This is a genomic window from Amycolatopsis sp. lyj-23, from assembly GCF_046549135.1.
Lineage (GTDB): Bacteria > Actinomycetota > Actinomycetes > Mycobacteriales > Pseudonocardiaceae > Amycolatopsis.
Window position 1 is genome coordinate 167,593 of record NZ_JAJPWN010000005.1, and the last position, 26,696, is coordinate 194,288.

At 72.9% G+C, this 26,696-nt stretch carries 22 protein-coding genes; 11 read left to right on the forward strand and 11 right to left on the reverse strand.

The features are described from left to right. Together ACLJPY_RS13420 and merB are read right to left on the reverse strand one after the other, a co-directional pair. The gene (locus ACLJPY_RS13420) at positions 1-1,092 is read right to left on the reverse strand and encodes a polyprenyl synthetase family protein (protein WP_410588549.1); all 1,092 of its coding nucleotides are present in this window, start codon (positions 1,090-1,092) and stop codon (positions 1-3) included. A gap of 60 nt (positions 1,093-1,152) precedes the next feature. Further along, positions 1,153-1,842 (reverse strand): organomercurial lyase, encoded by a 690-nt coding sequence (merB, locus tag ACLJPY_RS13425; protein WP_410588550.1) that lies wholly within the window; start codon positions 1,840-1,842, stop codon positions 1,153-1,155. Positions 1,843-1,891: 49 nt separating this feature from the next. On the opposite strand from merB, the gene ACLJPY_RS13430 reads away from it, so the two are divergent. The 3 genes from ACLJPY_RS13430 to ACLJPY_RS13440 all read left to right on the forward strand — a co-directional run bounded on the left by ACLJPY_RS13430 (position 1,892) and on the right by ACLJPY_RS13440 (position 5,582). Beyond that, positions 1,892-2,776, forward strand: coding sequence for a methylenetetrahydrofolate reductase (locus tag ACLJPY_RS13430; RefSeq protein ID WP_410588552.1), 885 nt, complete (start codon positions 1,892-1,894; stop codon positions 2,774-2,776). 42 nt (positions 2,777-2,818) lie between these two features. After that, positions 2,819-4,501 carry a DUF885 domain-containing protein gene (locus ACLJPY_RS13435; protein ID WP_410588554.1) on the forward strand — a complete coding sequence of 561 codons (1,683 nt, stop codon included), beginning with the start codon at positions 2,819-2,821 and terminating at the stop codon, positions 4,499-4,501. A 217-nt stretch (positions 4,502-4,718) separates the two neighbouring features. Continuing rightward, positions 4,719-5,582, forward strand: a complete 864-nt coding sequence (locus ACLJPY_RS13440; protein ID WP_410588555.1) for a DMT family transporter — start codon at positions 4,719-4,721, stop codon at positions 5,580-5,582. An 18-nt stretch (positions 5,583-5,600) separates the two neighbouring features. On the opposite strand, the gene ACLJPY_RS13445 is transcribed toward ACLJPY_RS13440, so the two are convergent. Further along, a complete protein-coding gene (locus ACLJPY_RS13445; protein WP_410588557.1) occupies positions 5,601-6,173 on the reverse strand; it encodes a GNAT family N-acetyltransferase in 573 nt (190 codons plus the stop codon). After that, positions 6,170-6,682 (reverse strand): YbaK/EbsC family protein, encoded by a 513-nt coding sequence (locus ACLJPY_RS13450; protein WP_410588559.1) that lies wholly within the window; start codon positions 6,680-6,682, stop codon positions 6,170-6,172. Before ACLJPY_RS13450 ends, ACLJPY_RS13445 begins: the two co-directional genes overlap by 4 nt. 214 nt (positions 6,683-6,896) lie before the next feature. On the opposite strand from ACLJPY_RS13450, the gene ACLJPY_RS13455 reads away from it, so the two are divergent. The 4 genes from ACLJPY_RS13455 (at position 6,897) to ACLJPY_RS13470 (ending at position 10,697) form a co-directional block, all read left to right on the forward strand. After that, positions 6,897-7,940: an SAV_6107 family HEPN domain-containing protein gene (locus ACLJPY_RS13455; RefSeq protein WP_410588561.1), complete on the forward strand. Its 1,044-nt coding sequence runs from the start codon at positions 6,897-6,899 to the stop codon at positions 7,938-7,940. Continuing rightward, positions 7,930-8,697, forward strand: a complete 768-nt coding sequence (locus tag ACLJPY_RS13460; RefSeq protein WP_410588562.1) for a maleylpyruvate isomerase family mycothiol-dependent enzyme — start codon at positions 7,930-7,932, stop codon at positions 8,695-8,697. The genes ACLJPY_RS13455 and ACLJPY_RS13460 overlap by 11 nt, the downstream gene beginning before the upstream one ends. 58 nt (positions 8,698-8,755) lie before the next feature. Next, a complete protein-coding gene (locus tag ACLJPY_RS13465; protein ID WP_410588564.1) occupies positions 8,756-9,487 on the forward strand; it encodes a VOC family protein in 732 nt (243 codons plus the stop codon). A gap of 148 nt (positions 9,488-9,635) precedes the next feature. Beyond that, complete coding sequence (locus ACLJPY_RS13470) at positions 9,636-10,697, forward strand: GNAT family N-acetyltransferase (protein WP_410589193.1); 1,062 nt, start codon at positions 9,636-9,638, stop codon at positions 10,695-10,697. 3 nt (positions 10,698-10,700) lie between these two features. On the opposite strand, the gene def is transcribed toward ACLJPY_RS13470, so the two are convergent. The 5 genes from def to pdxA form a co-directional block, all read right to left on the reverse strand. Next, complete coding sequence (def, locus tag ACLJPY_RS13475) at positions 10,701-11,201, reverse strand: peptide deformylase (RefSeq protein WP_410588565.1); 501 nt, start codon at positions 11,199-11,201, stop codon at positions 10,701-10,703. A 391-nt stretch (positions 11,202-11,592) separates the two neighbouring features. Further along, positions 11,593-16,290 (reverse strand): DEAD/DEAH box helicase, encoded by a 4,698-nt coding sequence (locus ACLJPY_RS13480; RefSeq protein ID WP_410588566.1) that lies wholly within the window; start codon positions 16,288-16,290, stop codon positions 11,593-11,595. Further along, positions 16,283-17,071, reverse strand: coding sequence for a DeoR/GlpR family DNA-binding transcription regulator (locus tag ACLJPY_RS13485; RefSeq protein ID WP_410588568.1), 789 nt, complete (start codon positions 17,069-17,071; stop codon positions 16,283-16,285). The genes ACLJPY_RS13480 and ACLJPY_RS13485 overlap by 8 nt, the downstream gene beginning before the upstream one ends. Further along, a complete protein-coding gene (locus ACLJPY_RS13490) occupies positions 17,043-18,320 on the reverse strand; it encodes an MFS transporter (protein ID WP_410588569.1) in 1,278 nt (425 codons plus the stop codon). Before ACLJPY_RS13490 ends, ACLJPY_RS13485 begins: the two co-directional genes overlap by 29 nt. Then, entirely contained in the window at positions 18,317-19,345 is a 1,029-nt protein-coding gene (gene pdxA / locus ACLJPY_RS13495) for a 4-hydroxythreonine-4-phosphate dehydrogenase PdxA (protein WP_410588570.1), read from the reverse strand. Before pdxA ends, ACLJPY_RS13490 begins: the two co-directional genes overlap by 4 nt. A 333-nt stretch (positions 19,346-19,678) precedes the next feature. Here pdxA and ACLJPY_RS13500 point away from each other — a divergent pair, with 333 nt between their 5' ends. The 4 genes from ACLJPY_RS13500 to ACLJPY_RS13515 all read left to right on the forward strand — a co-directional run bounded on the left by ACLJPY_RS13500 (position 19,679) and on the right by ACLJPY_RS13515 (position 23,853). Then, positions 19,679-21,508 carry an Hsp70 family protein gene (locus tag ACLJPY_RS13500; protein ID WP_410588571.1) on the forward strand — a complete coding sequence of 610 codons (1,830 nt, stop codon included), beginning with the start codon at positions 19,679-19,681 and terminating at the stop codon, positions 21,506-21,508. A 69-nt stretch (positions 21,509-21,577) separates the two neighbouring features. Continuing rightward, the gene (locus tag ACLJPY_RS13505; RefSeq protein WP_103351528.1) at positions 21,578-21,772 is read left to right on the forward strand and encodes a DUF3046 domain-containing protein; all 195 of its coding nucleotides are present in this window, start codon (positions 21,578-21,580) and stop codon (positions 21,770-21,772) included. A gap of 238 nt (positions 21,773-22,010) precedes the next feature. Further along, positions 22,011-23,057: a recombinase RecA gene (recA, locus tag ACLJPY_RS13510; protein ID WP_410588573.1), complete on the forward strand. Its 1,047-nt coding sequence runs from the start codon at positions 22,011-22,013 to the stop codon at positions 23,055-23,057. A 268-nt stretch (positions 23,058-23,325) separates the two neighbouring features. Beyond that, positions 23,326-23,853 (forward strand): regulatory protein RecX, encoded by a 528-nt coding sequence (locus ACLJPY_RS13515; protein WP_410589195.1) that lies wholly within the window; start codon positions 23,326-23,328, stop codon positions 23,851-23,853. 155 nt (positions 23,854-24,008) lie between these two features. Here ACLJPY_RS13515 and eda read toward each other — a convergent pair whose 3' ends face one another. Both eda and edd read right to left on the reverse strand, forming a co-directional pair. Then, a complete protein-coding gene (gene eda / locus ACLJPY_RS13520; protein ID WP_410588575.1) occupies positions 24,009-24,614 on the reverse strand; it encodes a bifunctional 4-hydroxy-2-oxoglutarate aldolase/2-dehydro-3-deoxy-phosphogluconate aldolase in 606 nt (201 codons plus the stop codon). Beyond that, complete coding sequence (edd, locus tag ACLJPY_RS13525) at positions 24,611-26,500, reverse strand: phosphogluconate dehydratase (protein WP_410588577.1); 1,890 nt, start codon at positions 26,498-26,500, stop codon at positions 24,611-24,613. Before edd ends, eda begins: the two co-directional genes overlap by 4 nt. Positions 26,501-26,696: the final 196 nt, after the last annotated feature.

Sequence of the window (26,696 nt, forward strand, 5' to 3'; positions counted from 1 at the left end):
TCAGTACGCCCGCTGGGTGGCCTTGACGACCAGCCCGGTCAGCGCCGCGGGCGCGGGCTCGGCCAGCTGCGCGCGGTCCAGCGCGGCCATCGCCGTCGTCGTCAGCTCGTCGATCCGGCGCTCGACCGCGTCGACCGCGCCGACCTGCTGCAACGCCATCCGGACCGTCTCGACGCCCTCGTCGGACAGGTCCGCGTCGCCGATCGCGTCGGCGATCACGGTGGCCGCCGCCTGCTCGCCCTTTTGCGCCGCGAGCTGCAGGCCGAGCGCGACGAGCAGGGTGCGCTTGCCCTCGCGGAGGTCGTCGCCGGCGGGCTTGCCGGTCACCGACGGGTCGCCGAAGACGCCGAGCAGGTCGTCCCGCAGCTGGAACGCGACGCCGACCTCGCCGCCGAACTCCAGCAGCGTGGCGATCAGCTCCGGGGACGCGCCACCGAGCGCGGCGCCCAGGTGCAGCGGCCGCTGCACGGTGTAGGCGGCCGTCTTGAGCCGGTCGATCTTGAGCGCGGCCTCGACGGAGGCGTCGCCGGTGGCCTGCGTGCGGACGTCGAGGTACTGCCCGGCGAGCACCTCGGTGCGCATCGCGCGCCAGGCCGGGCGGGCCGCGGCGAGGGTTTCCGCGGGCAGGGCGGCGTCGGCGAACATGTCGTCGGCCCAGGCCAGCGCCAGGTCGCCGACCAGCACTGCGGTGGCCAGTCCGAACGTCGCGGGGGAGCCGAGCCAGCCGCGGTCGGCGTGCAGCTTCGCGCCCGCGATGTGCACGGTCGGGTTGCCGCGGCGGGAATCGGAGGAGTCGATGAGGTCGTCGTGGATCAGCGCGCACGCCTGGATCAGCTCCAGGCTGGACACCGCCTGCAGCACGCCCTCGGCGTCCGGGCCGCCCGGGTCGCCGCCCGCGCCGCGCCAGCCCCACCAGGCGAACGTCGGGCGCAACCGCTTGCCGCCGCTGAGCGCGAACCCGCGCAGCGCGTCGATCCCGGCCGCCACGGTGGGCTCGGTGCCGAGGATTTCGCTGCTCGCCCGATCGAGGAAGCCGGCCAGCGCACGCTCGACGCAGGCGGGCAGGTCACTGTCGGCGACGGGCGCGTTCATCCCGCCATCCTCGCCGAACCCGCGGGGGCAGGGGTGGCCGGGGCACCCGGATGTGGCGAATCAGACTCCGGTCGTGGCCGCCCAGAACGGCCCGCTGAGCCCCGCTTCGGCGAAGTAGGCGACGGCGTCGTGCGGTTCCCGCCGCCGGTAGCCGCGCTCGAGGCGGCCCGCGTACCAGCCGCGGGCCAGGCGCCAGAGCGTGACCAGGTCCATGACGTACCCCTTGGCCTGCCCGGTCTCCGCCAGCCAGGCGTCCACACAGGACTCGCAGCAGAAGAGCCGCTGGTTGCCGCAGGTGTGCAGCACGTCGTCCCACATCCGCGCGGCGGGCACCAGGAAGTGCGCCACCTGGATGCCCTCGGGCGGCGCGGTCCGGTTCACCACCAGCGCGTGCGGCTGCCCGCAGCCGGGGCAGCGGGTCGCGACGAGCACCTCCGGCTCGGCGTCCACCAGGTGGGGGATGGCGAAGGAGTCCCACGCGCAGCCACCCCACCACAGCGTGTGCGCACCCATCACCGAGAAGCCGAGCGCCTTCGCGGCGAAGGGGTGGGCCAGGACGACGTGCTCGCACTCGTCGAGCACCAGGTGGTGGGCCTCGGCGAGGCGGTGCAGGGCCTGCTTCGCGACGGCCAGTGACCCGCCCGCGGCGTCGGCCAGCTCCGGGGCGCTCGGCGCCCGGCCGTGCCGGGCGAAGGCCCGGTACACGGCCAGGCGCACGTCTTCGTCCCAGCTCGCGTCGTCGTCCCTCATCGCTCACTCCTGTATCGAGTCTAAAGCCGTGACCCTTAACATTCGAGGCATGACGTCGGTGATCGAGCGGTTGCGAGGAGACGGGCCGAAGTTCTCCATCGAGTTCTTCCCACCCCGGGACACGGCGGACGAGGCCGTCCTCTGGAAGGCGATCCGGGAGCTCGAGCCGTACGACCCGGCGTACATGTCGATCACCTACGGCGCCGGCGGCTCCAGCCGCGACGGCACAGTCCGCAGCATCGCCCGCGTCGCCACCGAGACGACGCTGGTGCCGATGGCGCACCTGACCGCGGTCAACCACTCCGTCGCCGAGCTGCGGAACGTGATCGGCTGGTACGCCTCCGTCGGCGTCCGCAACATCCTCGCGCTGCGCGGCGACCCGCCGGGCGACGTCTACGGCGAGTGGATCCCGCACCCGGAGGGCCTCACCTACGCCGAAGAGCTGGTGCAGCTGGTCCGTGAGCTGGGCGACTTCTGCGTCGGCGTCTCGGCCTACACCTACGGCCACCCGCGCTCGGCCGACCTGGAGTCGGACACGAAGTACCTGGTCCGCAAGCTGCGGGCGGGTGCGGACTTCGCGATCGCGCAGCTGTTCCACGACCCCGAGGACTTCCTGCGGCTGCGCGACCGGGTCGCCGCGACCGGCTGTGACGTCCCCGTGCTGCCGGGCGTGATGCCGCTGACGACCATGCGGACCCTGCAGACGACGATCAAGCTGTCCTGCGCGCCGGCTCCGCGCAAGGTCCTGGACCGGCTCGAACCGCTGGCCGACGACCCCAAGGCGTTCCGCGCGGCGGGCATCGACGTCACCACCGAGCTGTGCGAGAAGCTGATCGCCGAGGGCGTGCCGAACCTGCACTTCTACACGTTCAACCGCTCGAAGGCGACGCGCGAGGTGATCGCCCGGCTGGGTCTCGTCCCCGCCCGTGCTTAAGTACGTACCACCGGGTACGCGTGGCCCGGTAGCGTGCGACGCATGGCTTCTACTGCATCCGAAGGCGTGCACGAAATCTGTGACCGCTACGTCGACGACTACGTGGCCGCGGACCCGGTCGCGGCGACCGTCCACGGCGTCGCCGGCCACGACGACCGGCTGACCGACTACTCGGCGGACGGCTACGCCGAGCGCGCCGGGATCGCCGCGCGGGCGCACGCCGCCGTCACCGCCGCCGAGCCGCGGGACGCCGCCGAGCGGGCGGCGAAGGCGGTGTTCACCGAGCGCATCGGCCTGGAGCTGGAGATCCACGAAGCCGGCCTGGACGTGGCGAGCCTGAACGTGATCGCCAGCCCGGTGCAGGAGCTGCGGATGGCGTTCGACCTGATGCCCCTGGAAACCGAGCAGGACTGGACGGTCGTCTCGGCCCGGATCGGCGAGGTCCCGCAAGCGCTGGCCAACGTCCGCACCGGCCTCCTCTCGGCGGTCGACGCGGGCCGCGTTTCGGCGCTGCGGCAGGTCGCGAAGGTGGCGGAGCAGTGCGAGACGTGGGCGGGCCTGAAGGAGGAGACGGGCTTCTTCACCGAACTCGTGGGCGGCGCGCCGTCGCCGTCGTTGAAGGCGGACCTGGAGCACCGCGCGCGGGCCGCGGAGGAGGCGTTCGCGGAGTTCGCGGGCTTCCTGCGGGCCGAACTGGCGCCGAAGGCCCCGGTCAAGGACGCCGTCGGCGAGGACGTCTACCGGCTGTGGTCGCGGTACTTCGTCGGCGCGGCGCTGGACCTGCGGGAGGCCGACGAGTGGGGCTGGGCGGAGTTCGCCCGGATCGAGGCCGAGATGCGCGCGGTCGCGAACCGGATCAAGCCGGGCGCTTCGCCCGCCGAGGCGGCGGCGGCCCTGGACGCGGACCCGCGGTACCGCATCCACGGCCGCGCGCAGTTCGAGGCGTGGATGCAGCGCCTGTCCGATGACGCCCTGAAGTCGTTGCGCGGCAAGCACTTCGAGATTTCCGACCGGGTGATGGCGCTCGAGTGCAAGATCGCCCCGCCGGGCGGCGGCGTCGGCGCGTACTACACGGGCCCGAGCGAGGACTTCGCGCGCCCGGGCCGCATGTGGTGGTCCCTCCCGGCGGGCCGCGACGAGTTCAGCACGTGGCGCGAAACGAGCACGGTCTACCACGAGGGAGCCCCGGGCCACCACCTCCAGATCGCGACGGCGGTGGACCAGTCGGCGGGGCTGAACAAGTACCAGCGGCTGCTGGCGTTCACGTCCGGCCACGCGGAGGGCTGGGCGCTGTACGCGGAGCGCCTGATGGAGGAACTCGGGTACCTGTCCGACGACGGAGACCTGCTGGGCATGCTGTCGGAGCAGCTCTTCCGCGCGGCGCGCGTGGTGGTGGACCTGGGCATGCACCTGGAGCTTCCGATTCCCGCCGGAACGGGCTTCCACGAGGGGGAGCGGTGGACCCCGGACCTGGGCCTCGAGTTCATGCTGACCCGCACGATCACCGACCAGGCCCACATCCGCGACGAGATCGACCGCTACCTGGGCTGGCCGGGCCAGGCCCCGGCGTACAAGATCGGCGAGCGCCTCTGGCTGGCGGCCCGCTCGGAGGCCCGCTCCCGAGCGGGGGCTGGGTTCGACATCAAGCGGTTCCACACGGAGGCGTTGAAGATGGGCGGGATGGGGCTGGACACCCTGCGGGAGCAGCTGTCCCACCTGGACTGAGCGCTCACGGGCGGGGCCACGAAAACCGGTGGCCCCGCTTCACCCCGCCCCGCTAGGTTGACCTCGTGCGCCGACTCCTCTTCGTCACCCCACCGCCCCGCGGCTGAGCGGGGTGGTCCCTCGCCGCGTGGTTTTCGAGGCCCGCGGCTGATTCGTGGTGCGCACCGCCCCGCGTTCGTCGAATTCCCCTTCCTTCGACGCAGACGCAGGAGCGTTCATGTCCCTCGTCCTACCCGCGCGCGCCCGTTCTTCGGCCGCGTTCGTCCTCGCCGGTGTCCTCTGGGGCACCGGTGGCCTCGCCGGCTCGCTGCTCGGCCGCCTGGCCGGCCTCCACCCGCTCGCCGTCGCCGACTACCGGCTGCTCGTCGGCGGTGCCGTCGCGACCGTCCTCGCGAAAGGCGCCTTCCCGCGTACACCCGAAGCCGCCAAGCGGATCCTCGTCGTCGGCGGCCTCTTCGCCCTCTTCCAGGCCAGCTACTTCGCCGCCGTCGCGCTCAGCTCGGTCAGCGTCGCCACAATGACCACGATCGGCGCCGCACCCGTCATGGTCACCCTCCTCGGCGCCAGGAAACCCCGCGGCTGGACGCTCGTGTCCGTCGTCGGCACCCTCGCGGGCTTGGCGCTGCTCCAGTGGTCACCGGGCGAAGCGATCTCGTTCGGGGGCCTCGGCTTCGCCCTGTTGGCGGCGGCCGGCTTCGCGACCCTCACCCTGGTCACCGCCAAGCCCGTCGAAGGCCTCGACCCGCTGGCGACGACGGCGTTCGGCTGCCTGACCGGCGGCCTGCTGCTGCTCCCGGTGGCGAGCTGGTCCGGCATGGCGATCCCGCTGCACGCGGACGTCCTCGCCGTCGTCTGCTACCTCGGCGCGATCCCGACTGCGGTCGCGTACGCGGCGTACCTGCGCGGGCTGGCGGACGCGCACCCGGTGCTGGGGGCGCTGTCGGCGGTGCTCGAGCCGCTGACGGCCGCGGTGCTGTCGGCCGCGCTGCTGGGTGAACGGCTGAGCGTCACGGCCTGGTGCGGCGCCGCCGTGCTCGTCGGGGCGCTGGCCGTCGGGTACTGGCGGCCGGAACCGCGGTGAGGCCCGCTGCCCCTCGGCTCAGCGCGGGTCGAGGGGCAGCGCCCGCCCCAGGATCGCGAACGGCCGCGGGTCGCCCGCGAAGTGGTAGTCGCGCAGGACGTCGACGAACCCCGTGCGGCGGTAGAGCTTCCACGCCCGGCTCGTGCCCTCCGGCGTCGACAGCAGCACGTTCGCGCTCGGGACGCCGTCGAGGAGGCTGCGCAGCAGGTCCTCGCCGATCTGGTGGCCCTGGTTCTCCGGCCGGACGTGGATCTCGGTCAGCTCGAAGTAGTCCGACAGCCAGCGGTCGGCCTCGGCGGCCCCGGCCCGGCGGCTCAGGCCGTGCCGCACCTGCTCGTGCCACCACTGCCCGGCCCGGCCGCGGTAGCCGTAGGCCACGCCGAGCAGGACGTCGTCGGCGTCGAGCGCGGCCATGCAGCGCCAGCCCTCGCGCAGCGCGTGGGTGAGCCACATCGGCGCGCGCTGCTCGGCGGTGCCCGCCGGGTACCGCATCGCCCGGACGTAGATGTCGAGCGCTTCGGGCAGGCGGGCGCGGAACTCGTCCGCGGAGAGCTGGACGTAGCGGGAGCAGCCGGCGGGCATCGCGGTCACGGCTGTCCATCCTCCTCCGCGCCGCCGAGCGCGCCCGGGGTGCCCCCGGTCAAGGCGACCAGGTCGGCGAACGTCGTCGGGTAGACGGCCTTCGGGTGCCCCGCGGCGGCCCAGACGACGTCGTGCTCGCGCAGCGCGGTGTCGACGAGCGTCGGCAGCGCCGACGGGTGCCCGGTGGGCGCGACGCCGCCGATCGGCTGCCCGGTGTGCGCCCGCACGAAATCGGCGTCGGCCTTGCCGATTTCGCCCCCGGCCAGCCGCTCGAGGGTGGCCGGATCGGCGCGGTGGGCCCCCGAGGTCAGGGCGAGGAGCGCTTTTTTGTCGGACCCCAGGCGGAAGATGAGGCTGTTGGCGATGGCCCCGACGGGCACGCCGAGTGCCTCGGCCGCCTGGGCGGCGGTCCGGACCTCGGCGGGCAGGACACGGATGCCCTCGGCGGCGCCGCGCTGCCCGGCTTCGGCCAGCGCGGCCGCCACCTTGGCGACGGCGGGGTGCTCCAGCGAACTCATGAACCTATGAGATCACGCCACCGACCTGGTGTCCCGCACCACGCCCACCCGGGGTTGAGCGCGCACCGGGTCCGGGGTTACTCTGGAAAACGTTCGAACAAGCGTTCGACATTCGGTGAGCGCGCACCGGTCGGGTGCCCGGTACCGGGACGGGGGAAGCGTCTCGGCACCGGGCCCTCGATCGGGGCTCACCCCGCGCAGGAGGAGGGTCGTCATGTCCGTCAAGGTCGTGTCCCCCACGGATCCCGGGCAGCCCGAGCTGCCGATGTCGCTGCGCCCGCAGCAGGCGCCGGCGGCCCCGTCCCGCGGACGGTCCCGGCAGTGCCTGTCGCCGTCGTCGGCGGTGGACTCCCGGCAGCCCCAGCTGCCGATCCCCCTGTGCCCGTCGACGGCGGCTTCGCCGCGCGGAGCCTCCGGTCAGTCCGAGCTGCCGATCCCGGAGCAGGGCAGGCCCCGGATGGCGTCGCGCGCGGCTGCCGGTGTGGAGGCCGGACAGCTGGAGCTGTCGGCGCCTGAGCAGCCGCAGCCCTCGGCGGTGTCGTTGCCGACGACTGCGGAAGAGCACTCCGCCTCGCCGGAGTCGGCTCCCGAACTGCCCACGTCACTTCGCGCGCCCACCGTCGGGGAGTCCGAGCAGCCGCGGCCCGCGGAGCACTCCGGCTCGTCGGTCCCCGCGGAGCTGGCGTCCGAGCTGCCCATGTCACTTCGCGCGCCCACCGTCGGGGAGTCCGAGCAGCCGCGGCCCGCGGAGCACTCCGGCTCGTCGGTCCCCGCGGAGCCGGCGTCCGAGCTGCCCATGTCGCTCCGCCCGCCCACCGGCGCGGAATCCGACCAGCAGCTCCCCATGTCCCTGCGCCCGCCCGCCTCCCCGGCCGCCGCCGGGCTGCTCGCCCAGGCGCGTCGCGGGCTCGCCGAGGCCGTCCAGGAAACCCGGCCCGCCGAACGCTTCATCGGTGCCTACCTCGCCGCCCTGCGGGGGGCTGCCGCCGTGCTCGCCGCGCGGGGGCGGCCGCACCGGGGGCGCGCCCGGCCCGCCAGCACCTGGGTGCTGCTCGACTCCGTGGCCCCCGAGCTGCGGGAGTGGTCCGCCTTCTTCGCCAGCAACTCCGCCACGCGCGCCGCCGCGCAGGCCGGGATCACCGGGAAGGTCACCGCCGAGTCGGCCGCCGGGCTGGTGGGGGCCGCCACGCCGTTCCTCGAACTCGTCCGCCGTCTCGTGCACGGCCTGCCCATCACCGGGGAAGCCCATGTCGCGTGAGCACGGCCCGGTCGACCAGGGGCGCGTGCTCACGGCGTTGGGGATCGAAGGCAGGCTGCTGGCCGAGGCCGTGCACGCGGCGCCCACCGAAGCGCCGGTGCCCGCCTGCCCCGGCTGGTCGCTCGGCGAGGTCGCCCGGCACGTCGGGAGCCTCTACCGGATGGTCCGGCGCCGGCTGACCGACGGCCGCAGCCCCGAAGACTGGCCGCGCGACCCCGAGCCCGGCCAGAGCCTGCAGGGCTTCCTGGAGACGGGCCTCACCGAGCTGCTCGACGAGCTCGCCGCGCACGACCCGGAGGAACGCGCCGACACCTGGTGGCCCGCCGACCGGACGTACGGGTTCTGGCGCCGCCGGATGCTGCACGAAACGGTCATCCACCGGGTGGACGTCGAGCAGGCGGCGGGCACCGAGCCGCGCGGCATACCCGACGACGTCGCCATCGACGGCATCGACGAGGTCCTGACCCTGTGGTTCGGGCAGAAGCTGCCCATGCTCGGCCTGACCGGCACGAAGACGGGATCGGTCGGCATCCGGGCCGGCGCGCACAGCTGGATCGCCCGGGCCGGGCCCGTCACCACGGAAGCCTGGCGCTGTTCGGCCGAAGAGGCCGGGGCCGCGGACGACGTCGTCACGGCCCAACCCGCACAGCTCTACCTGTGGCTCTGGGGCCGGGCGTCCCTGACCGCGGTGACCGTGCGGGGCGTCCACGACCAGGCCGCCCAGCTGTGGGCGCTGCTGCGGCTCGCAACCCGATGACCCGGCCGGTGGGGAAGCCGAACCGGAACTGTCGGGGGTGGCGGTTAGCCTGCGGCGCATGACCACGCGCTTGGTGAACCTGGTGATCGACGCGGCGCGGCCGGGAGTCCTCGCGGGCTTCTGGGCCGCGCTGCTCGGTTGGCACGTCGCCGTCGAGGAGCCCGGCGAGGTCGACGTCCGGGCCCCGGAGAACGACGGCTGGGACCTCGACCTCGTCTTCGTGCCGGTTCCCGAACCCAAGGAGGTCAAGAACCGCATCCACCTGGACCTGGCGAGCAGCACCCGGGCCCACCAGGACGAGCTGGTGGCGTACGCCCTGGAGCTGGGCGGGCGCCGGGTCGACCTGGGGCAGGGCGACACGCCGTGGGTGGTGCTCGCGGATCCGGAAGGCAACGAGTTCTGCGTCCTCGAACCCCGCGAGCGGTACGCGGGCAGCGGCGCGGTGGCGTCGATCGTGGTCGACGCGCACGCCCCCGGGCCGCTGGCGGACTTCTGGGCGGGGATCACCGGCTGGCCGGTCCGGTCCCGCGAAGGTGACACCCTCGTGGGGCTGCGCGCGCCGTCCGGCCGGGGACCGTGGCTGGAGTTCCTGCGCAACGATGACGTCAAGCGGGTCAAGAACCGCGTCCACCTGGACGTCGCGCCGCCGGCGGACGCCGATCACGCCGCAGCGGTGCAGGAGGTCATCGCGGCCGGCGCGGCGCCGGCGGACCTGGGTGGTCCGGCGCTGCCGTGGCGGGTGCTGGCCGATCCGGAGGGCAACGAGTTCTGCGTGCTCACCCCGCGTTGAGCTGCTCGGCCGCCGGTCGGCGACCTGACCGGCCGAGTGTTTCACCGGCGTTGCCGCGGCGCGACGAACGCTGACCTGCGCGAAACAAAGGCGTCCTGGAGCGGCAACAACTCCGGGGGACCGTGGGGGCATGGAGACCTCCGAAGCGTTGCCCCAGCCGGGCCGGACGGCCACCGTCGAAGAGCCGGCGGCGCCGTCGGCGTGGCGGGTGCGGATCCGGATGCACGACCACCCGGGCACCCTCGCCCGCATCGCCATCCGGCTCGCCGACCTCGAGTGCAACATCCTCGGCCTGTCCGTGCTGCCGGTGCCCGGCGGCGTGCTCGACGAGATCGTGCTGCGCCCCGCGACCGGCCTGCCCCGGCGGCACCTGATCGACGCGATCCGCGCCGAGGGCTGCGAGTGCACGGCGGTCATCGACGCCGACGTCCACGAGCTGGTCGACCCGTCGGCGTCGACGCTGCTCGCGGCCCGCCGCGCGGTCGACGACCCGGACCGTCTCGCCGAAGTGCTGAAGGACGTGCTGGCCGCGGACGTCGTCACGCTCGTCCCCGCCGCCGAAGCGAACCCGGCGCGCACCGAGAGCGGGCACCGGGCGGTGTTCGCACTGGCCGGCGGCAGCGCGCTGGTGGCGCGCCGCCGGTGGGCGCCGTTCGTGCAGCTGGAGCTGACCCGAGCCGAAGCGCTGGTGACGCTGCTCGCGGCGGCGGCCCGGAACGCGGCGGGCCCGGTGGTCCTCGACCGCCCGGACGGCGCGGCGATCGTCCTGCGCAAGGGCGTCCCCGGCGACGCCGACGCGGTGGCCGAACTGCACCGCCGCTGCTCGATGGCGACGCTGTTCCGGCGCTACCACACGGGAGTCCGGACGGTCCCGCGCCGCCGCCTGCACCGGCTGCTGGTGCCTCCGCGCGGCACGAGCGTGCTCGCGGTCTTCGGCCGCGAGGTGATCGGCCTGGCCCAGCTGATCCCCCTGATGTCCGGTGGCGCCGAGATTTCCCTGCTGGTGGAGGACGACTGGCAGCGGCAGGGCATCGGCACGGCCCTGCTGGCGAGGCTGGCGGTGCTGGCGGAAGCCCAGGGCATCACGGAGCTGTCGGCGGACTGCCTGGCAGGGGATGACGTAATGCCCCGCACGGCCGCCCGCGCCGGCCTGCGCACGGAACGCAGCATCGAGGACGGCGCCCGGCTCAGGCTGTTCCTGCCGGCCTGAGCGTCAGCGCTTCCAGAACCAGTCTTTTTCGCGCGCTTCGCGCAGAGCGGTCTTCTTGCGCTCGGCGGTGAGCCGGTCGAGGTAGAGAACGCCGTCGAGGTGATCGGTCTCGTGCTGCAGGCATTGCGCCAGCACGTCTTCCCCTTCGACCTCGATCGGCTCGTTGTGGACGTCGACACCGCGGACCTTGGCGTGCTTCGCCCGCTTGGTCGGGAACCACAGCTCCGGCACGGACAGGCAGCCTTCGTTGATTTCGTGCGTCTCTTCGGACAGTTCGACGATCTCGGGATTGACGACATACCCGGTCAGCCCGGCAACGTCATAGCTGAAAACCCGAAGCCCGACCCCGATCTGCGGCGCAGCCAGCCCGGCCCGCCCGGCGGGCTTGACGGAGTCGACCAGATCCCGCACGAGCGCCTCGAGCTTCTCGTCGAACACGGTGACCGGATCGCAGACGGACTTGAGGATCGGATCGCCGAAATAGCGCAGTTCGCGCATCGCCATGAGCAGAACATCCTTCGTGCGTGTCGGACTGGCAGCTTAGGCCAGCAACGAAGCCGCCCGCGCAGGAATCACCAACCGGCCACCGGCCGAGCCACCGCGGCGCCGGATCGGCGCTGGTGGATGGGCCGGCGGGACTTGGGGTAGGTCGCCGCCGCGGCAGACCGCCGCCGACGGGACGGCGGGCTCCGACCTCCGGCTCCGGCCGCTCGACCGTCAAGCCCCGGCCCCTCGCTGGCCCTCGGTCCACGGCCCGACCGCTCGGCCTCGGGCTCCGGCCGCTGGACACTCAAGCCCCGGCCCCGCCCCGGCCTCTCGGCCTTCGGGCCCCGGCCTCGCCTTCGGGCCCCGGCCTCGCCCTCGGGCCCTGGCCTCCGGCCCGGGCGGGGGTTCCTCAGGCCCGCAAACGCAGGCCGGACGGGGTGGCGCGGAAGCCTGCCTCTTGCAACACCTCCGCCAGCTCCGAGGTCAGGGCCTGCTCGCCGTCTGCGCGTTGGACCGACAGCTGGCCCAGCCAGCCCTCGCGGACCGCTGCCGACAGGGCCTGGGCCGCCTCCGACAATGGCTGGCGCTCCTCGGTGAAGCTCAGCAGGGAGCGGCCTCCTCTCTCCACGTACAGCGCCGGGACTCCGTCGACCAGTACCGCCAGCGCGCCCGCCTTGCGGGCGGGGCGGTGCTTCGTGTCGCCCGTGGCCGCCGGCCAAGGGAGGGCCGCGCCGTACGGCTGGGCCGGGTCCGCTGCCGCCAGGACCACCGGGCGGCCCGGTGCCGGACGGCCCGGGCCCGAGAGCGCGCGCAGGCGGTCCACTGCGCCCTTGGCTGCGAACTGGGCCGCGCCCAAGCCCTCCACCACGTAGCCGCGGATCACCTGGCCCGTGTCCTCCATGCCGCGGAGCACCTTGTAGATCCCGGAGAACCCGCCCGTGACTCGTTCGGTGTCCAGCGCGCCGCGGGTCAGGACGCCGTGGCGCTCCAGGAACGCCTCCGTCCGCGCGTGTGCGCGGCGGGTCGCGTCGGTTTCGCGGGGCGGGGTCAGGGCCCAGCGGCCCGCGACCGTCGGCGGCCCGGACCGCGACGGCATCTGCGGCCGCCCCGCCCGCAGCCGCGCGTACCGGCCGCGGGGCGCTTGGCGGCGGGGCTTGTGGGCGCCGTGCCCGGCGACCTGCGCGCGCAACGGCCCCAGCGTGTCGCCCGTGACCAGCCCTGCCCAGACCAGGTCCCACAGCGCCGCCACGACTTCGGCGTCGCTCGGGGCCTTATCCACCAGGACGGTCGCGCGGTCCACCAGCTGGCGGAAGAACAGCGCGCCACCCTCCAAAGTGGACACGATCGCGTCGTGCAGCGGGCCGGTCGGGATGTCCTCGCCGACCTCCGGCAGCAGCAGGTCGGCGACGTCCGTGGGGGCCAGCGCAATCCAGCCGTCCCCGCCGGAGAGCGCGCCGCAGCCCGCCCACGTGACTTCGCCGGCCGTCGTCAGCTCGTCCAGCAGCGCCGGGGAGTAGCCCGGCAGCCGGCCGGGCAGGATCAGCGACTCCACCGCGCTCGCCGGCAACGGCGCCCCGGCGAGCTGCTCCACCACCGACAGCACGTCGTCCGCCGTCGGGGCCGCCCGGACGCGGCCGCCGAACCCGTGCCACGCCGGCAGGAACCGGCCCAGCGCGGCCGGTTCGACCGGCTCGACCTCGGCTCGCAGCTTCGCCAGCGACGCCCGACGCAGCCGCCGCAGCACCGCCGCATCGCAGTACTCGACGCCGACCCCGTGGCTTTCCGGATGCCCGACCGGACTCAGTTCGCCCCGCACCAGGCGGCCTTCGCCGGTCATCCGGTCGAGCACGCCGGTCACGACCGCCGTGCCGAGACCGAACCGCGCGGCCGCGTCCGCCGCGGCGAACGGGCCGCGACTCCGGGCGTAGCGCGACAGCAGGTCACCGAGCGGGTCGGCCACCGGTTCGGTGAACGCTTCGGGTACCCCCACCGGCAGGGCGGTGCCCAGCGCGTCACGCACCCGGCCGGCGTCCTCGATGGCCAGGAACCGTTCCGAACCGCCGATCCGCACCCGGATCGCCCGCCGAGCGGATTCCAGCTCGGTGAGCCAACCGGCTTGGATCCCGCGTTCCGCGGCCTCCTCGACGGTCAGATCGCCGAGGAACCGCAGCAGGTCGGCGGCGTCCTCCGCCGAGCGCGCGTGCCTCTCCGGTTCGAGCCGCTGCAGCGACCGTTCCACCTCGGCGACGGCTTCGGGATCCAGCAGTTCCCGGATCGCTTCGGTGCCCAGCAGCTCGGCCAGCAGCGCCGAGTCCAGGGACAGCGCCGCCGCCCGCCGCTCGGCCAGCGGTGCGTCGGTCTCGTACAGGAACATCCCGATGTAACCGAAGAGCAGGCTGCGCGCGAACGGTGACGCGGACGGCGTTTCGACCTCCACCAGCCGGACCTTGCGAGACCGGACGTCGGCCATCAGCTCGCGCAGGCCGCTGACGTCGTAGACGTCCTGCAGCACCTCTCGCATCGCCTCGAGCACGACCGGGAACCGCTCGTACTTCGCCGCGACCGAAAGCAACTGCGACGCGCGCTGCCGCTGCTGCCACAGCGGAGTCCGGCGCCGCGGGTCCCGGCGGGGCAGCAGCAACGACCGCGCCGCGCACTCCCGGAACCGGGCCGCGAAGACGGCCGAGCCACCGACCTCGGCGACGATCAGCTGCTCGACCTCCTCGGGGTCGAGCAGCACGTCGTCCGCGCCGATGGTGACCTCGCCGCCGTCGGCGTCCAGGGCGTCCGGCAGCCGCAGGACGATGCCGTCGTCGGAGTGCGCCACCTGCGCGTCCACCCCGCGGTTCTCCCGCAGCCGCGCGGCGATCGCCAGCGCCCACGGCGCGTTCACCTGGGCACCGAACGGCGAGTGCACGACGATCCGCCAGTCGCCGAGCTCGTCGCGGTAGCGCTCCAGCAGGATCGTCCGGTCGTTCGGGACGTGCCGGGTGGCCGCCTTCTGCTCGGTCAGGTAGGCGAGGAGGTTGTCGCACGCCCGCTCGTCGAGCCCCGCCGCCTCGGCGCGCTCGCGCGCCTTCGTCTCGTCCGAAGTGGACAGTTCGCGGACGAACTTGCCCAGTGCCCGGCCGAGTTCCAGCGGACGGCCCGGGGCGTCACCCTTCCAGAACGGCATCCGGGCCGGTTCGCCCGGCGCCGGCACCACGATGACGCGGTCGTGCGTGATGTCGGTGATCCGCCACGAGGACGTGCCCAGCAGGATGGTGTCGCCGACGCGCGACTCGTACACCATCTCCTCGTCGAACTCGCCGACGCGCGACCCCGGCTTGTCGTCCCCGCCCGGCGTCATGACGGTGAACAGGCCGCGGTCGGGGATCGTGCCGCCCGAGGTGACGGCCAGCCGCTGCGCGCCGGGCCGCCCGCGCAGCTCGCCGCCGATGCGGTCCCAGGTGATCCGCGCCCGCAGCTCGCCGAACTCCTCGCTCGGGTAGCGGCCGGCGAGCATGTCGAGCACCGCGTGCAGGGCGTCGTCCGGCAGCGCGGCGAAGGGCGCGGCCCGCCGGACCAGTGACGCCAGGTCCGGCACCGTCCACGGTTCCAGCGCCACCATGGCGACGACGTGCTGCGCCAGGACGTCCAGGGGGTTGCGCGGGTAGCGGACGGCCTCGATCGCGCCGCTCGCCATCCGCTCCGCGACGACCGCGCAGGAGACGAGGTCGCCGCGGAACTTCGGGAACATCACCCCGGACGACACCGCGCCGACCTGGTGCCCCGCCCGGCCGACGCGCTGCAGCCCGGACGCCACCGTCGGCGGCGCCTCGATCTGCACCACCAGGTCGACCGCGCCCATGTCGATGCCCAGTTCCAGCGAAGACGTCGCCACCACGCACGGCAGCTGCCCGGACTTCAGCGCCTCTTCGACGTGCGTGCGCTGCTCCCGCGACATCGACCCGTGGTGGGCCCGGGCGATCACGGGAGGCGCGCCGGTGGTGACCCCGGACTGCCCGACGGCCTCGGCCGGGAACGCGTCGGCCGGGGTCAGCTCGGTTTGCTCGGCGGCCAGCTCGTTCAGCCGGGCGGTGAGCCGCTCGGTGAGCCGGCGCGAGTTGGCGAAGACGATGGTCGAGCGGTGCGCGCGGATCAGGCTCAGCACCCGCTCCTCGACCGCCGGCCAGATCGACGGCCGCTGCACGGGGTTGCCGGCCATCTCCTCCATCGTGCCCAGGCCACCCGGCGCGATGTCCCCGGGCGGGAACGCCTCGGTCAGCGACTCCAAGGATTCCAGGGCCCCCGGCGACCCCAGTGACTCCAGCGCATCGAGCGGGCTCGGCGACGGCCCGCTGCGCGGCGCGTCGAGGTTGCCCATGTCCTCGACCGGGACCTCGACGCGGACCTCGATGGTCTTCGCCAGCTTCGGCTGGACCACGCGCACCGGACGGCCGCCGGCCAGGAACGCGCTCACCTCGTCGATCGGGCGGACCGTCGCCGACAGGCCGATCCGCTGCGCCGGCTTGGGCAGCAGGGCGTCGAGCCGCTCCAGCGACAGCGCGAGGTGCGCCCCGCGCTTGCCGCCGGCGACCGCGTGCACCTCGTCGACGATCACGGTCTCGACGCCGCGCAGCGACTCCCGCGCCGACGACGTGAGGATGAGGAACAGCGACTCCGGCGTGGTCACCAGCACGTCCGGCGGTGTCTTGGCGAACGTGCGGCGCTCGGCCGCGGTCGTGTCGCCGGTGCGCATGCCGACCTCGATCGCCGGCACCGGCAGCCCGAGCCGGCGGCTGGCCTGCGAGATGCCGGCGAGCGGGGCCCGCAGGTTCCGCTGGACGTCGACCGCCAGCGCCTTCAGCGGCGAGACGTAGAGGATCCGGCAGCGCTTCGTCGCTTCCGCCGGTGGGGGCTCCACCGAAAGCCTGTCCAGCGCCCAGAGGAACGCCGACAGCGTCTTTCCGGACCCGGTGGGCGCGACGACGAGGGCGTGCTCACCCGCGTGCGCGGCCCGCCAGGCCCCTTCCTGCGCCGCGGTCGGCGCGGCGAAGGCCCCCGCGAACCAGTCCCGGGTCGCGGGGGAGAAGAGGTCGAGAACGTCAGCTGCCACGTCATTCATGATGCGCGGCACCACCGACAATTTCCGGCGCGCCGGCGACGATCACGCTCTGGGCGAACTGCGGGAACGCGATGTCCACCCGCGGCTCGTCGGTGATCAGCCGGTACTCGCGGTCGAGTGGCGTCCAGTAGGAAAAAGGGGCCTGGGCCAGCTTGGAGCGGTCGGCCAGCACGTAAGCCTCGCCGCCCGCGTGCAGCATCGCGTGCTTGACCACCGACTGCTCCAGTGACGGGCAGCACAGCCCTCGGCCGGCGACCACGCCGTCCGCGCCCAAGAACACCCGGTCGGGTGAGACGTGCCTCAGTTGCGCCAGCACGCTCTCGCCGAGGATCGCTTCGCCGGCGTGCCGCAGACGGCCGCCGAGGACGATCAGCTCGATCCCGGTGAAGCCCGCGAGCTCGCGGATCGCCTCCACGCCGTTGGTGACCACGGTCAGCTCCTCGCGGTGGGCGAGGTGGCGGGCGAGCCTGCCGGTGGTCGTGCCCGCGTCCAGCAGCACGACCTCGCCGTCTCGGACGAGCGCGGCGGCCTGCCGGGCGATGGCGTCCTTGGCCGCCTTGTGCTCCCGGTCCCTTTCGCGGGGACTGCGCTCGGTGTCGAGCGCGCCGCCGTAGGTGCGGACGACGTGCCCGGCGCCGGCGAGCGAGGCGAGGTCGCGGCGGATCGTCGACTCGGAGACGCCGAACTCCCGGGCCAGCTCCGTGATGCCGCCCGAGCCGTCACGAACGGCCTCGAGCAGCATCGCGCGCCGGTCACGGGTGCCTGGTCGCGGCTGGGACATGCGCCGACCCTTCCACAGTCGTCGGTTTCAGCCCGAAGAACGCCAGCCCGGCGGCCACGGCGAGGGACGCGGCCAGCACGACGAACCCGGTGGTCGCGGTGCCGGTGACGTCGGTGAGCCAGCCGACCAGGTAGGGGCCGGCGAACCCGCCGAGGTTGCCGAGCGCGTTGATCAAGCCCATCGCCACGGCGACCACCTCGATGCCGAGGACGCGGCTGGGGACGGCCCAGAACGGCCCGTACGGCATGTAGACGCCGGTGGCCACGACGCACAGCAGCACCAGCTGGACGGCCGCCGGCCAGTGCACGAGGTTGCCGAGCAGCAGCCCGGCGATCGCGACGAGCAGCGGCACGGTGACCGCGAGCCGCCGGTTGCCGGTGCGGTCGGACCAGTGCGCGCAGGCGACCATCCCGGCCAGCGCCAGCACGTACGGCACCGCCGACAGGAAGCCGACGGTGGTGGCCGAGCCGCCGGTCATCGTCTTCACCACCGACGGCAGCCACAGGGAGAAGCCGTAGAAGCCGGTGATCCAGAAGAAGTAGATCCCGACCAGCAGCAGCACCTGACGGTTCGCCAGCGCTTGCCGGTACCCCTGCTTCGCGAACGCCGGCTTCGCGTCTTCTTCGGCCTGCAGGGTGGTTTCGAGGTGTTCGCGTTCCGCCGGGGAGATCCACCGGGCCCGCGCCGGCCGGTCGGCCACCGCGAACCACCAGACGACCGCCCACACCAGCGGCGGCAGGCCCTGCAGGACGAACACCCAGCGCCAGGACATGTGGTCGAGCATGTACCCGGACAGCGGCGACATCAGGATCGCCGAGATGGGCAGGCACGTCATCCACAGTGCGTTCGCCCGTGCCCGTTCGGCCTGCGGGAACCAGGACGCGAGCAGGATCAGCACGGCGGGCCACACGCCGCCCTCGAACAGCCCGAGCAGGAGCCGGGCCAGGTACAGCTGGGTCTCGTTCCGCACGAGCCCGCACAGCACCGCCGCCACCGCCCAGGCGATCATCAGCAGCAGCACGGTCTTGCGGGCGCTCCACTTCGCCGCCAGCACCGCCGCGGGGATCTGCAGCACGAGGTAGCCGACGAAGAAGATGCCGCTCGCCAGCCCCTTCGCGCTGGCGGACAACGGGAAGTCGGCCCCGATGTAGGGCAGGATCACCGCGACGTTCGTGCGGTCGAGGTAGGCCAGCATGTACATCACCACCGCGACCGGGATGACGTACGCCCAGCGCTTGCGGGGGATCACCGGAGGCTCGGCGGGTAGAGGGCGGGCAGTTTCCGGGCGTACGGCGCCAGGGTCGCCGCGGCCTTGAACGCCGCGCGCATGGTGCCGTGCGACGCCCGGCCGGTGCCGGCGATGTCGAAGGCCGTGCCGTGGTCGACCGAGGTGCGCAGGATCGGCAGGCCGACCGTCACCGACACCGTGCCGTCGAAGTCGTACGTCTTCGACGCGATGTGCCCCTGGTCGTGGTAGAGCGACAGCACGCCGTCGAACTGGCCCTGGATCCCCATGTGGAACACGGAATCCGCGGGGATCGGGCCGACCACGTCGAGCCCGGCCACCCGCGCGGCGGCGACCGCGGGGGCGATCGCGATGATCTCTTCGTCGCCGAACTTGCCGTTCTCCCCGCCGTGGGGGTTCAGCGCCGCCACCGCCAGTCTCGGCTTCTCCGTGCCGAAGACCTGCAGTGCCGTGTAGGCCTCGCGGATCGCGTGTTCGATGTTCTCCCGGGTGATCCGGTTGATCGCTTCGCGCAGCGAAAGGTGGCGCGTGGCGAAGAAGATCTTCAGCCCGGAGACCCAGAACATCGTGTTGAACCGGGTGGACCCGGTCAGCTCGCCGAGCATCTCGGTGTGCCCGAGGTGCTGCGAGCCCGCCGCCCAGATGGCCTCCTTGTTGATCGGCGCGGTCACGACCGCGTCGACCTCGCCGGCCAGCGCGAGCCGGGTGGCGACCTCGATCGCCCCGACCGCCGCCGCACCCGCGGTCGCGTTCACCTCGCCCCACGGCAGGTCTTCGGTGACCACGCCGAGGTTCAGCACGTCGATCACGCCGGTGGTGAAGCGCGCGTCGGCGACTGTGGCGATCGGGTTGATCTCCAGGTGCAGGCCGAGGTGCCGGACCAGGCGTTCCAGCACGATCGCGTCGCCCACCGCCACCCCGCGCGCCAGCTGGAGGGCTTCGGGCTCGGCGAGGGTCTTCAGGGTGATCTCCGGGCCGATGCCCACGGGGTCGCCGAGGGTGACGGCGAGGACGGGGAGGTCGCTCATGGGGTGTTCCTTCCGGTGGCCGGGGCCTGGTTCGGGGATTCCGGGCACGCGAGCGGCGGTGCTCGCCTGCCCCGAACACGGCGCTCACCTGCCGGAAGTTCGCCCGCCGCAGAAGTGTGTGGCGGCGAGCCGAGCCGGGTACCTGTCTTCACCGCCGACCTCCAATCCTGCGCATTCCGGTCAACTTCAATGATCGAACTGTGCAACTATCGTGCACCTTGATCGCCGTCCGCGTCAAGGACCAGTGACTTTCCCGGGTCCGCACGCACGGTGACCGCGCGCATGGCAGCATCACCCCGGCGCCGTCGGGCGTGTTTCGCGAAGGGGAGTGCTGTGCGGATCCTGTCGGTGGACCTCGGGACGTCCAACACCGTCGCCGTGCTTTCGGCGCACGGCAGGCCGCCCCGGGTCGTCGAGGTGGACGGCTCGGCCAACATGCCGTCGGCGGTGTTCGCCACCGAAGAGGGCACGCTCCTGGTCGGCCGCGACGCCGAGCGCCGCGCCCGGCTCGACCCGACGCGCTTCGAACCGAACCCCAAGCGCCGCATCGACGAGCAGACCCTGTTGCTGGGCACCGACGTCGTCCCGGTCACCGACGCGCTGGCCGCCATCCTGCGCCGCGTGCTCGAGGAGACCTCCCGCCAGCTCGGCGGCGAGCAGCCCGACGAGGTCCGGCTGACCCACCCCGCGCAGTGGGGGCAGACACGCCGGAACGTGCTGATGGCCGCCGCCCGGCTCGCCGGGATGGGACCGAACATCCTGCTGGTGCCCGAGCCGGTCGCCGCCGCCGCACACTTCGCGTCCTTCCCCGGCAAGTCGCTCGCCCCCGGGCAGGCGCTCGCCGTCTACGACCTCGGCGCGGGCACCTTCGACGTCGCGGTCGTCGGCGCCACGCAGAACGGCTTCACCGTGCTCGCCGAGGACGGCCTGCCCGACCTCGGCGGCCTCGACGTCGACCAGGCGCTGATGGTGCACGTCGGGCGCGAGGTCTCGCACTCCGACCCGCAGCGCTGGCAGCGGTTGCTGCGGCCGGAGTCCACGGCCGACCGGCGCACCCGGCGGGCGCTGCAGGAGGACGTCAAGGCGGCCAAGGAGGCGTTGTCGCGGCACCCGCAGACCGAGGTGCCGATGCCCGAGCCGTTCAAGGACGTCCTCGTCACCCGCGGCGAGCTGGAGGGTCTGGTCCGGCCGGCGATGCTGCGCAGCGTCGAACTGCTGGCGCGGACGCTGCGGTCGTCGGGGCTGACCCCGGACCGGCTGGCCGGCATCTACCTCGTCGGCGGGTCGAGCAGGCTGCCGCTGGTCGGGACGATGATCGCGGAGAAGCTCGGCGTCGTGCCGGGCAGCCTCGACCAGCCGGAGACGGCCGTCGCGCTGGGCGCGCAGCACGTGGCCCGCGACGGGCTGGCCGTGCGCACGCAGAACGTCGAGGGGGCGGTGGCCGCGGGTGCGCCGCCGCACCGGCCGCAGTACGCACCGCCGCCTCCGCCGCCGCAGTACTACGGGAACTTCCCGCCGAGCGGCCCGCAGCCGGCGCCGTCGAACTTCCCCGCGTATACGCCGGAGCAGACCGAGCCGAAGCCCGGCGGCAAGAAGAAACTGCTCATCGGGATCGCGGTCGCGGTCGTCGTGGTGCTCGCCGCGGGGCTGACCTTCTTCCTCACGTCGTCGTCCTCCGTGGCGACCTACACGGCGGACCAGTGCAAGACGCCGGGGCAGGCCGACGACAAGGGCTTCACCGGCTGCCTGCGCCAGCTCGCCGGGAAGATCGCCGACACCGGCGACTGCAAGCCCGGCATGGGCAACGGCCCGGCCGCGCCCGCGCAGAGCCTGGGAGCCGCGTCGACGTGTTCCGCGCCGGGCCGGGCGGGCACGCAGGTGACGTACGTCCACGGCGACAGCGCCGAGGCGCTCAAGCAGTACACCGACGGCCTGCTCGCCTCGGCGGGCGGCGACCGCACCGAGGCCGACTGGGGTGGCAACGGGCTCAAGGGGCACTACTCGTCGGCCGCCGGGAAGACGTCGGCGGTGCTCGTGTTCACCGTGTCGGACCGGCCGCTGGCGGGGTTCATCTACCAGCTGAACACCAGCGAGCAGGCGGCGGCGACCACGCCCGGCACGCTGGCCGACTACTTCGAGGCGAGTGTGCAGCCGGGGCAGTGAGACGGGTCGTGGACGGCCGGGCGCCGGGCGCGAACGGGCCGTTCGCGCCCTGCGGTTAAAGTGGGTCCGATGCGGATCACGGTTTTCCGGCGGCTGATGGCCGACGAGTTCGGCTCCGGGCGGGCCCAGGTACTGGCCAGGGACCACGTCCTGAGCGGGCTCGGCGGGCGCACGGTCGACCAGGCGCTGACCGCGGGAATCCCGGCCAAGGAGATCTGGCGCGAGGTCTGCGACGCCTTCGACGTCCCCGCCGAACGGCGCTGACCTGGGCGGATACGCACGGGTTCTGACCCGGGCGGGCGAAAATCCTACCGCAAGGGTGTGTCGCTGCCGACCTCGAACAGGTGTTCGTCTAAGGTGTTGTCCACATCGGGTCCAGCGATCCACAGATTGGGCGCCGCGCCTGGAATTGTCGGTCCCCGCCGCTAGCGTCGGACCGGACAGCTGAAGAACCGACACAGAGAGCCCTCGACGGGGGCTCCGACCAGCGAGGTGGACTTCCATGCCTGCAGCACCCGACAAGGACAAGGCGCTCGAGCTCGCGCTCGCGCAGATCGACAAGCAGTACGGCAAGGGCTCGGTCATGCGCCTGGGCGAGGACACCCGGCCGCCCATCGCCGTGATCCCCACCGGGTCGATCGCCCTCGACGTCGCGCTCGGCATCGGCGGGCTGCCCCGCGGCCGGGTCGTCGAGATCTACGGCCCGGAATCCTCCGGTAAGACGACGGTCGCCCTGCACGCGGTGGCGAACGCGCAGCGCGCCGGCGGCATCGCGGCGTTCATCGACGCGGAGCACGCCCTCGACCCGGAGTACGCGAAGAACCTCGGCGTCGACACCGACGCGCTGCTCGTCTCCCAGCCGGACACCGGTGAGCAGGCGCTGGAGATCGCGGACATGCTGATCCGCTCCGGCGCGCTCGACATCCTCGTCATCGACTCCGTGGCCGCGCTCGTGCCGCGCGCCGAAATCGAAGGCGAGATGGGTGACTCGCACGTCGGTCTCCAGGCCCGCCTGATGAGCCAGGCGCTGCGGAAGATCACCGGTGCGCTGTCCAACTCGGGCACCACGGCGATCTTCATCAACCAGCTCCGCGAGAAGGTCGGCGTCATGTTCGGCTCCCCGGAGACCACCACCGGTGGTAAGGCGCTGAAGTTCTACGCGTCGGTCCGCCTGGACGTCCGTCGCATCGAGACGATGAAGGACGGCGGCGAAGCGGTCGGCAACCGGACCCGCGTCAAGGTCGTCAAGAACAAGGTGGCCCCGCCCTTCAAGCAGGCCGAGTTCGACATCCTGTACGGCCAGGGCATCTCCCGCGAGGGCTCGCTCATCGACATGGGTGTCGACCAGGCGATCCTGCGCAAGTCCGGTGCCTGGTACACCTACGAGGGCGACCAGCTCGGCCAGGGCAAGGAGAACGCGCGCCGGTTCCTGCGCGACAACCCGGACATCGCCAACGAGATCGAGAAGCGGATCAAGGAAAAGCTCGGCATCGGTCCGCAGCTCGACGCGGATGCCGTCGAGGCGGTCCCGGCGCCGGTCGACTTCTGATCGAGGGCGCGGGATTGGGTGAGGTGTGCTCGCGGAGTGCGCTCGCCCTATCCCTTCGCCGTGTTTCCGGGGGTCGAACCCCGGACCCCCGCCAGGGGGCAAGCCCACTGGACCCCCGGTGGGGTTGCGTGGGGTGTTGATCCTGCGATCTGGCGGCGGCATCGGTCGTGACCTGCGGTCTGGCGGTGTATGGCATCGGTGACGTGCGTCGTGTGTGCAGTTCGGTTGTGACTAACGAGGAGTGACTCAGGTGGCCAGGGCGCCGAAGGTGCCGCCGGCCGAGCTTCCTCCTGAGGAGCGGTACAAGAAGGCCAAGGAGATCTGCTTCGACCTCCTGGCCGCTCGGCCGCGGACCCAGGAAGAACTGCGGCAGGCGCTGCACCGCAAGGGGTTCGACGAGGAGACCAGCGAGGCCCTGCTCGGCAAGCTCGACCGGGCGGGGCTGGTCAACGACGCGGAGTTCGCGGAACTGTGGGTGAAATCCCGGCACGCGAACCAGGGCCTGTCCCGCACCGCGCTGGTGGCCGAACTGCGGCGCAAGGGCGTCGACGGCGATGTTGCCGCGCAGGCAGCCGGCGAAGTCGACCGCGAGTCCGAAGAGCAGATGGCCAGGGAACTGGTCCGCAAACGCCTCGGCTCGCTCGGCAACGTCGACGAGCAGACCGCCCTGCGGCGGCTGCTCGGCTTCCTCGCGCGCAAGGGCTATCCGCAAGGCCTGGCCTACACCGTGATCAGGGAGGAACTCCGCGCGTATGGCGCGGAGTCCACCCTGCTCGACGACGCCGTCATCGACTGACCGCCCTCGGGCGGTCCGGTCGCCGGGTACGCGCCCGTCGCGCACACCGCACGGTCCACAATGGACTTGAGGGACGGCGGGGTGGTAGCGGCTCGGAGCACCGTTCCGGTGATCTGGAACGGTGCTCCCGGGATGCCGACGCGGAGTCGTCTCCGCTACAGCGCGGCGGCCTCCGCGGCCAGCTTCTCGATCGTGGCGGGGTCGAGCGACGCCGTCAGCCACGAGCCGCCGATGCAGCCGACGTTCGGCAGGGCCAGGTACGACGGTGCCGAGGCCACCGTGATCCCGCCCGTGGGGCAGAACCGCAGGGAAGGCAACGGTCCCGCGATCGACTTCAGGAACGCGACGCCGCCGGAAGCCTCCGCCGGGAAGAACTTCAACGCCGTCAACCCGCGTTCGGCCAGCCGCATCGCCTCCGACACCGTGCTCGCGCCGGGCAGGAACGGCAGGCCGGTCTCGAAGCACGCGTCGACGACCGCGTCCGTGCTGCCCGGCGTCACGAGGAACTTCGCACCCGCGTCGGCGGCCTGCTTCGCCTGGTCCGGCGAGGTGACCGTGCCGGCGCCGATGACGATGTCCGGCACCTCGGCCGCGACGCGCTCGATGGCCGCCAGCGCTGCGGGGGTGCGCAGGGTCAGCTCGATGACCCCGATCCCGCCGGCGAGCAGGGCCCGGGCCGTGGGGACCGCGTCGGCGGCGTCGTCGATCACCACGACGGGCATCACGGGGGACAGCTCGAGCAGGTCCTGACCGGTGGTCACTGACCGACCTCCTGGGTTGTGAAAGCGGGCGTTCCGAAGTGTTCCGGCGTCAAGCCGCCGAAAACCGAAGCGCCCTGGTCGGCGGGGCCGACGGCACGGCGCAACGCGGCGAACAGCTCTCGGCCGGTGCCGGTCCAGGATGCTTCGGACGGCGGTGCGTCCACAAGTTCACGCCGGGCGAGTTCTTCGTCACCGACCAGCACGTCGAGCGAGCCCGTGGAAGCGTCGAGGCGGATGACGTCGCCGTCCGCGATGCGCGCGATCGGGCCGCCCGCCGCGGCTTCCGGCGTCACCTGGATCGCGGCCGGGATCTTGCCCGACGCCCCCGACATGCGGCCGTCGGTGAGCAACGCCACGGCGTGCCCGCGGTCCATCAGCACACCGAGAGCCGGGGTCAGGCCGTGCAGCTCCGGCATCCCGTTGGCCCGCGGGCCCTGCTGCCGAAGCACCACGACGACGTCCCGGTCCAGCTCGCCGGCCTGGAACGCGGCCGTGAAGTCCTCCTGGGAGGTGAACACCCGCGCCGGCGCCTGGACGACGCGGTGCTCGGGGGCCACCGCGGAGACCTTGACCACCGCGCGGCCGAGGTTGCCCTCGACCATCCGCAGCCCGCCGTCCGCGGCGAAGGGCCGCCAGGCCGGGCGCAGGACCTCTTCGTCGAGGCTGCGGGTGGGCACGTCCCGCCAGACCAGCTCGCCGTCGGACAGGATCGGCTCGGCGCGGTAGCGGTGCAGCCCGAACCCGGCCACCGTGTGGACGTCTTCGTGCAGCAACCCGGCGTCGAGCAGCGTCCCGACCAGGAACTGGATGCCGCCGGCGGCGTGGAAGTGGTTGATGTCGGCGCTGCCGTTCGGGTACACCCGCGCCAGCAGCGGCACGACCGCGGACAGGTCGGAGAAGTCGTCCCAGGTCAGCTGGATGCCCGCGGCCGCGGCGATGGCGACCAGGTGCATCGTGTGGTTGGTCGACCCGCCGGTGGCGAGCAGCGCGATGACGCCGTTGACGAACGCCTTCTCGTCGAGGATCCGCGAGACCGGCGTGTACTCCTCGCCGCGCGAGATCGCCACGACCCGTCGCCCGGCCTCCTCGGTCAGCGCCTGCCGCAGCGACGAACCCGGCTGGACGAAGCTGGCGCCCGGCAGGTGCAGGCCCATCACCTCGACGACCATCTGGTTCGAGTTGGCCGTGCCGTAGAAGGTGCAGGTGCCGGCCGAGTGGTAGGACGCCGCTTCGGCGTCGAGGAGGTCTTCGCGGGTGGCCAGGCCCTCGGCGTAGCGCTGCCGGACGCGCGCCTTCTCCTTGTTCGGCAGCCCGGAGTTCATCGGGCCGGCCGGAACCAGGATCGCGGGCAGGTGCCCGAAGGAAAGGGCGCCGATCAGCAGGCCGGGCACGATCTTGTCGCAGACGCCCAGCAGCAGCGACGCGTCGAACATGTCGTGGGAGAGCGCGATCGCCGTCGACATCGCGATGACCTCGCGGCTGAACAGCGACAGCTCCATGCCCGCGCGGCCCTGCGTGATGCCGTCGCACATCGCGGGCACGCCGCCGGCGAACTGGGCGACACCCCCGGCGGAGCGCACGGCCTTCTTCAGCCACGCCGGGTACTCCTGCATCGGCTGGTGCGCCGAAAGCAGGTCGTTGTAGGAAGACACGATCGCGACGCCGGGAGCGCGCGCGGCTCGCAGCGCCTCCTTGTCGACGCCGTCCATCGCGGCGAAGCCGTGCGCGAGGTTGCTGCAGGCGAGACCGCGGCGCACCGGGCCTTCGGCATACGCTGCGGCCGTGCGGTCGAGGTAAGCGGTTCGGGTCGCGGCGCTGCGCGCGGCGATCCGCGCGGTGACTTCGGCGACGACCGGGTGCAGCGGTGTGGTGGGGGTGGGGCTCATGTCCGGCTCCGGATCACTGGGGTGGGGTGGTCCGCGGGACGGCAGCGCTGACGCCTCTGGGTCGTGACACTGGCCACACTACCTCGGGAAAACACCGAATCAAAATCGATTCAGAAGATCGATTTGCGTGACCCCGATCACCTTCGGAACCGTTAGTGTGCTAGTTGTCACACTGCACGACGCGTGGCAGTGCCTT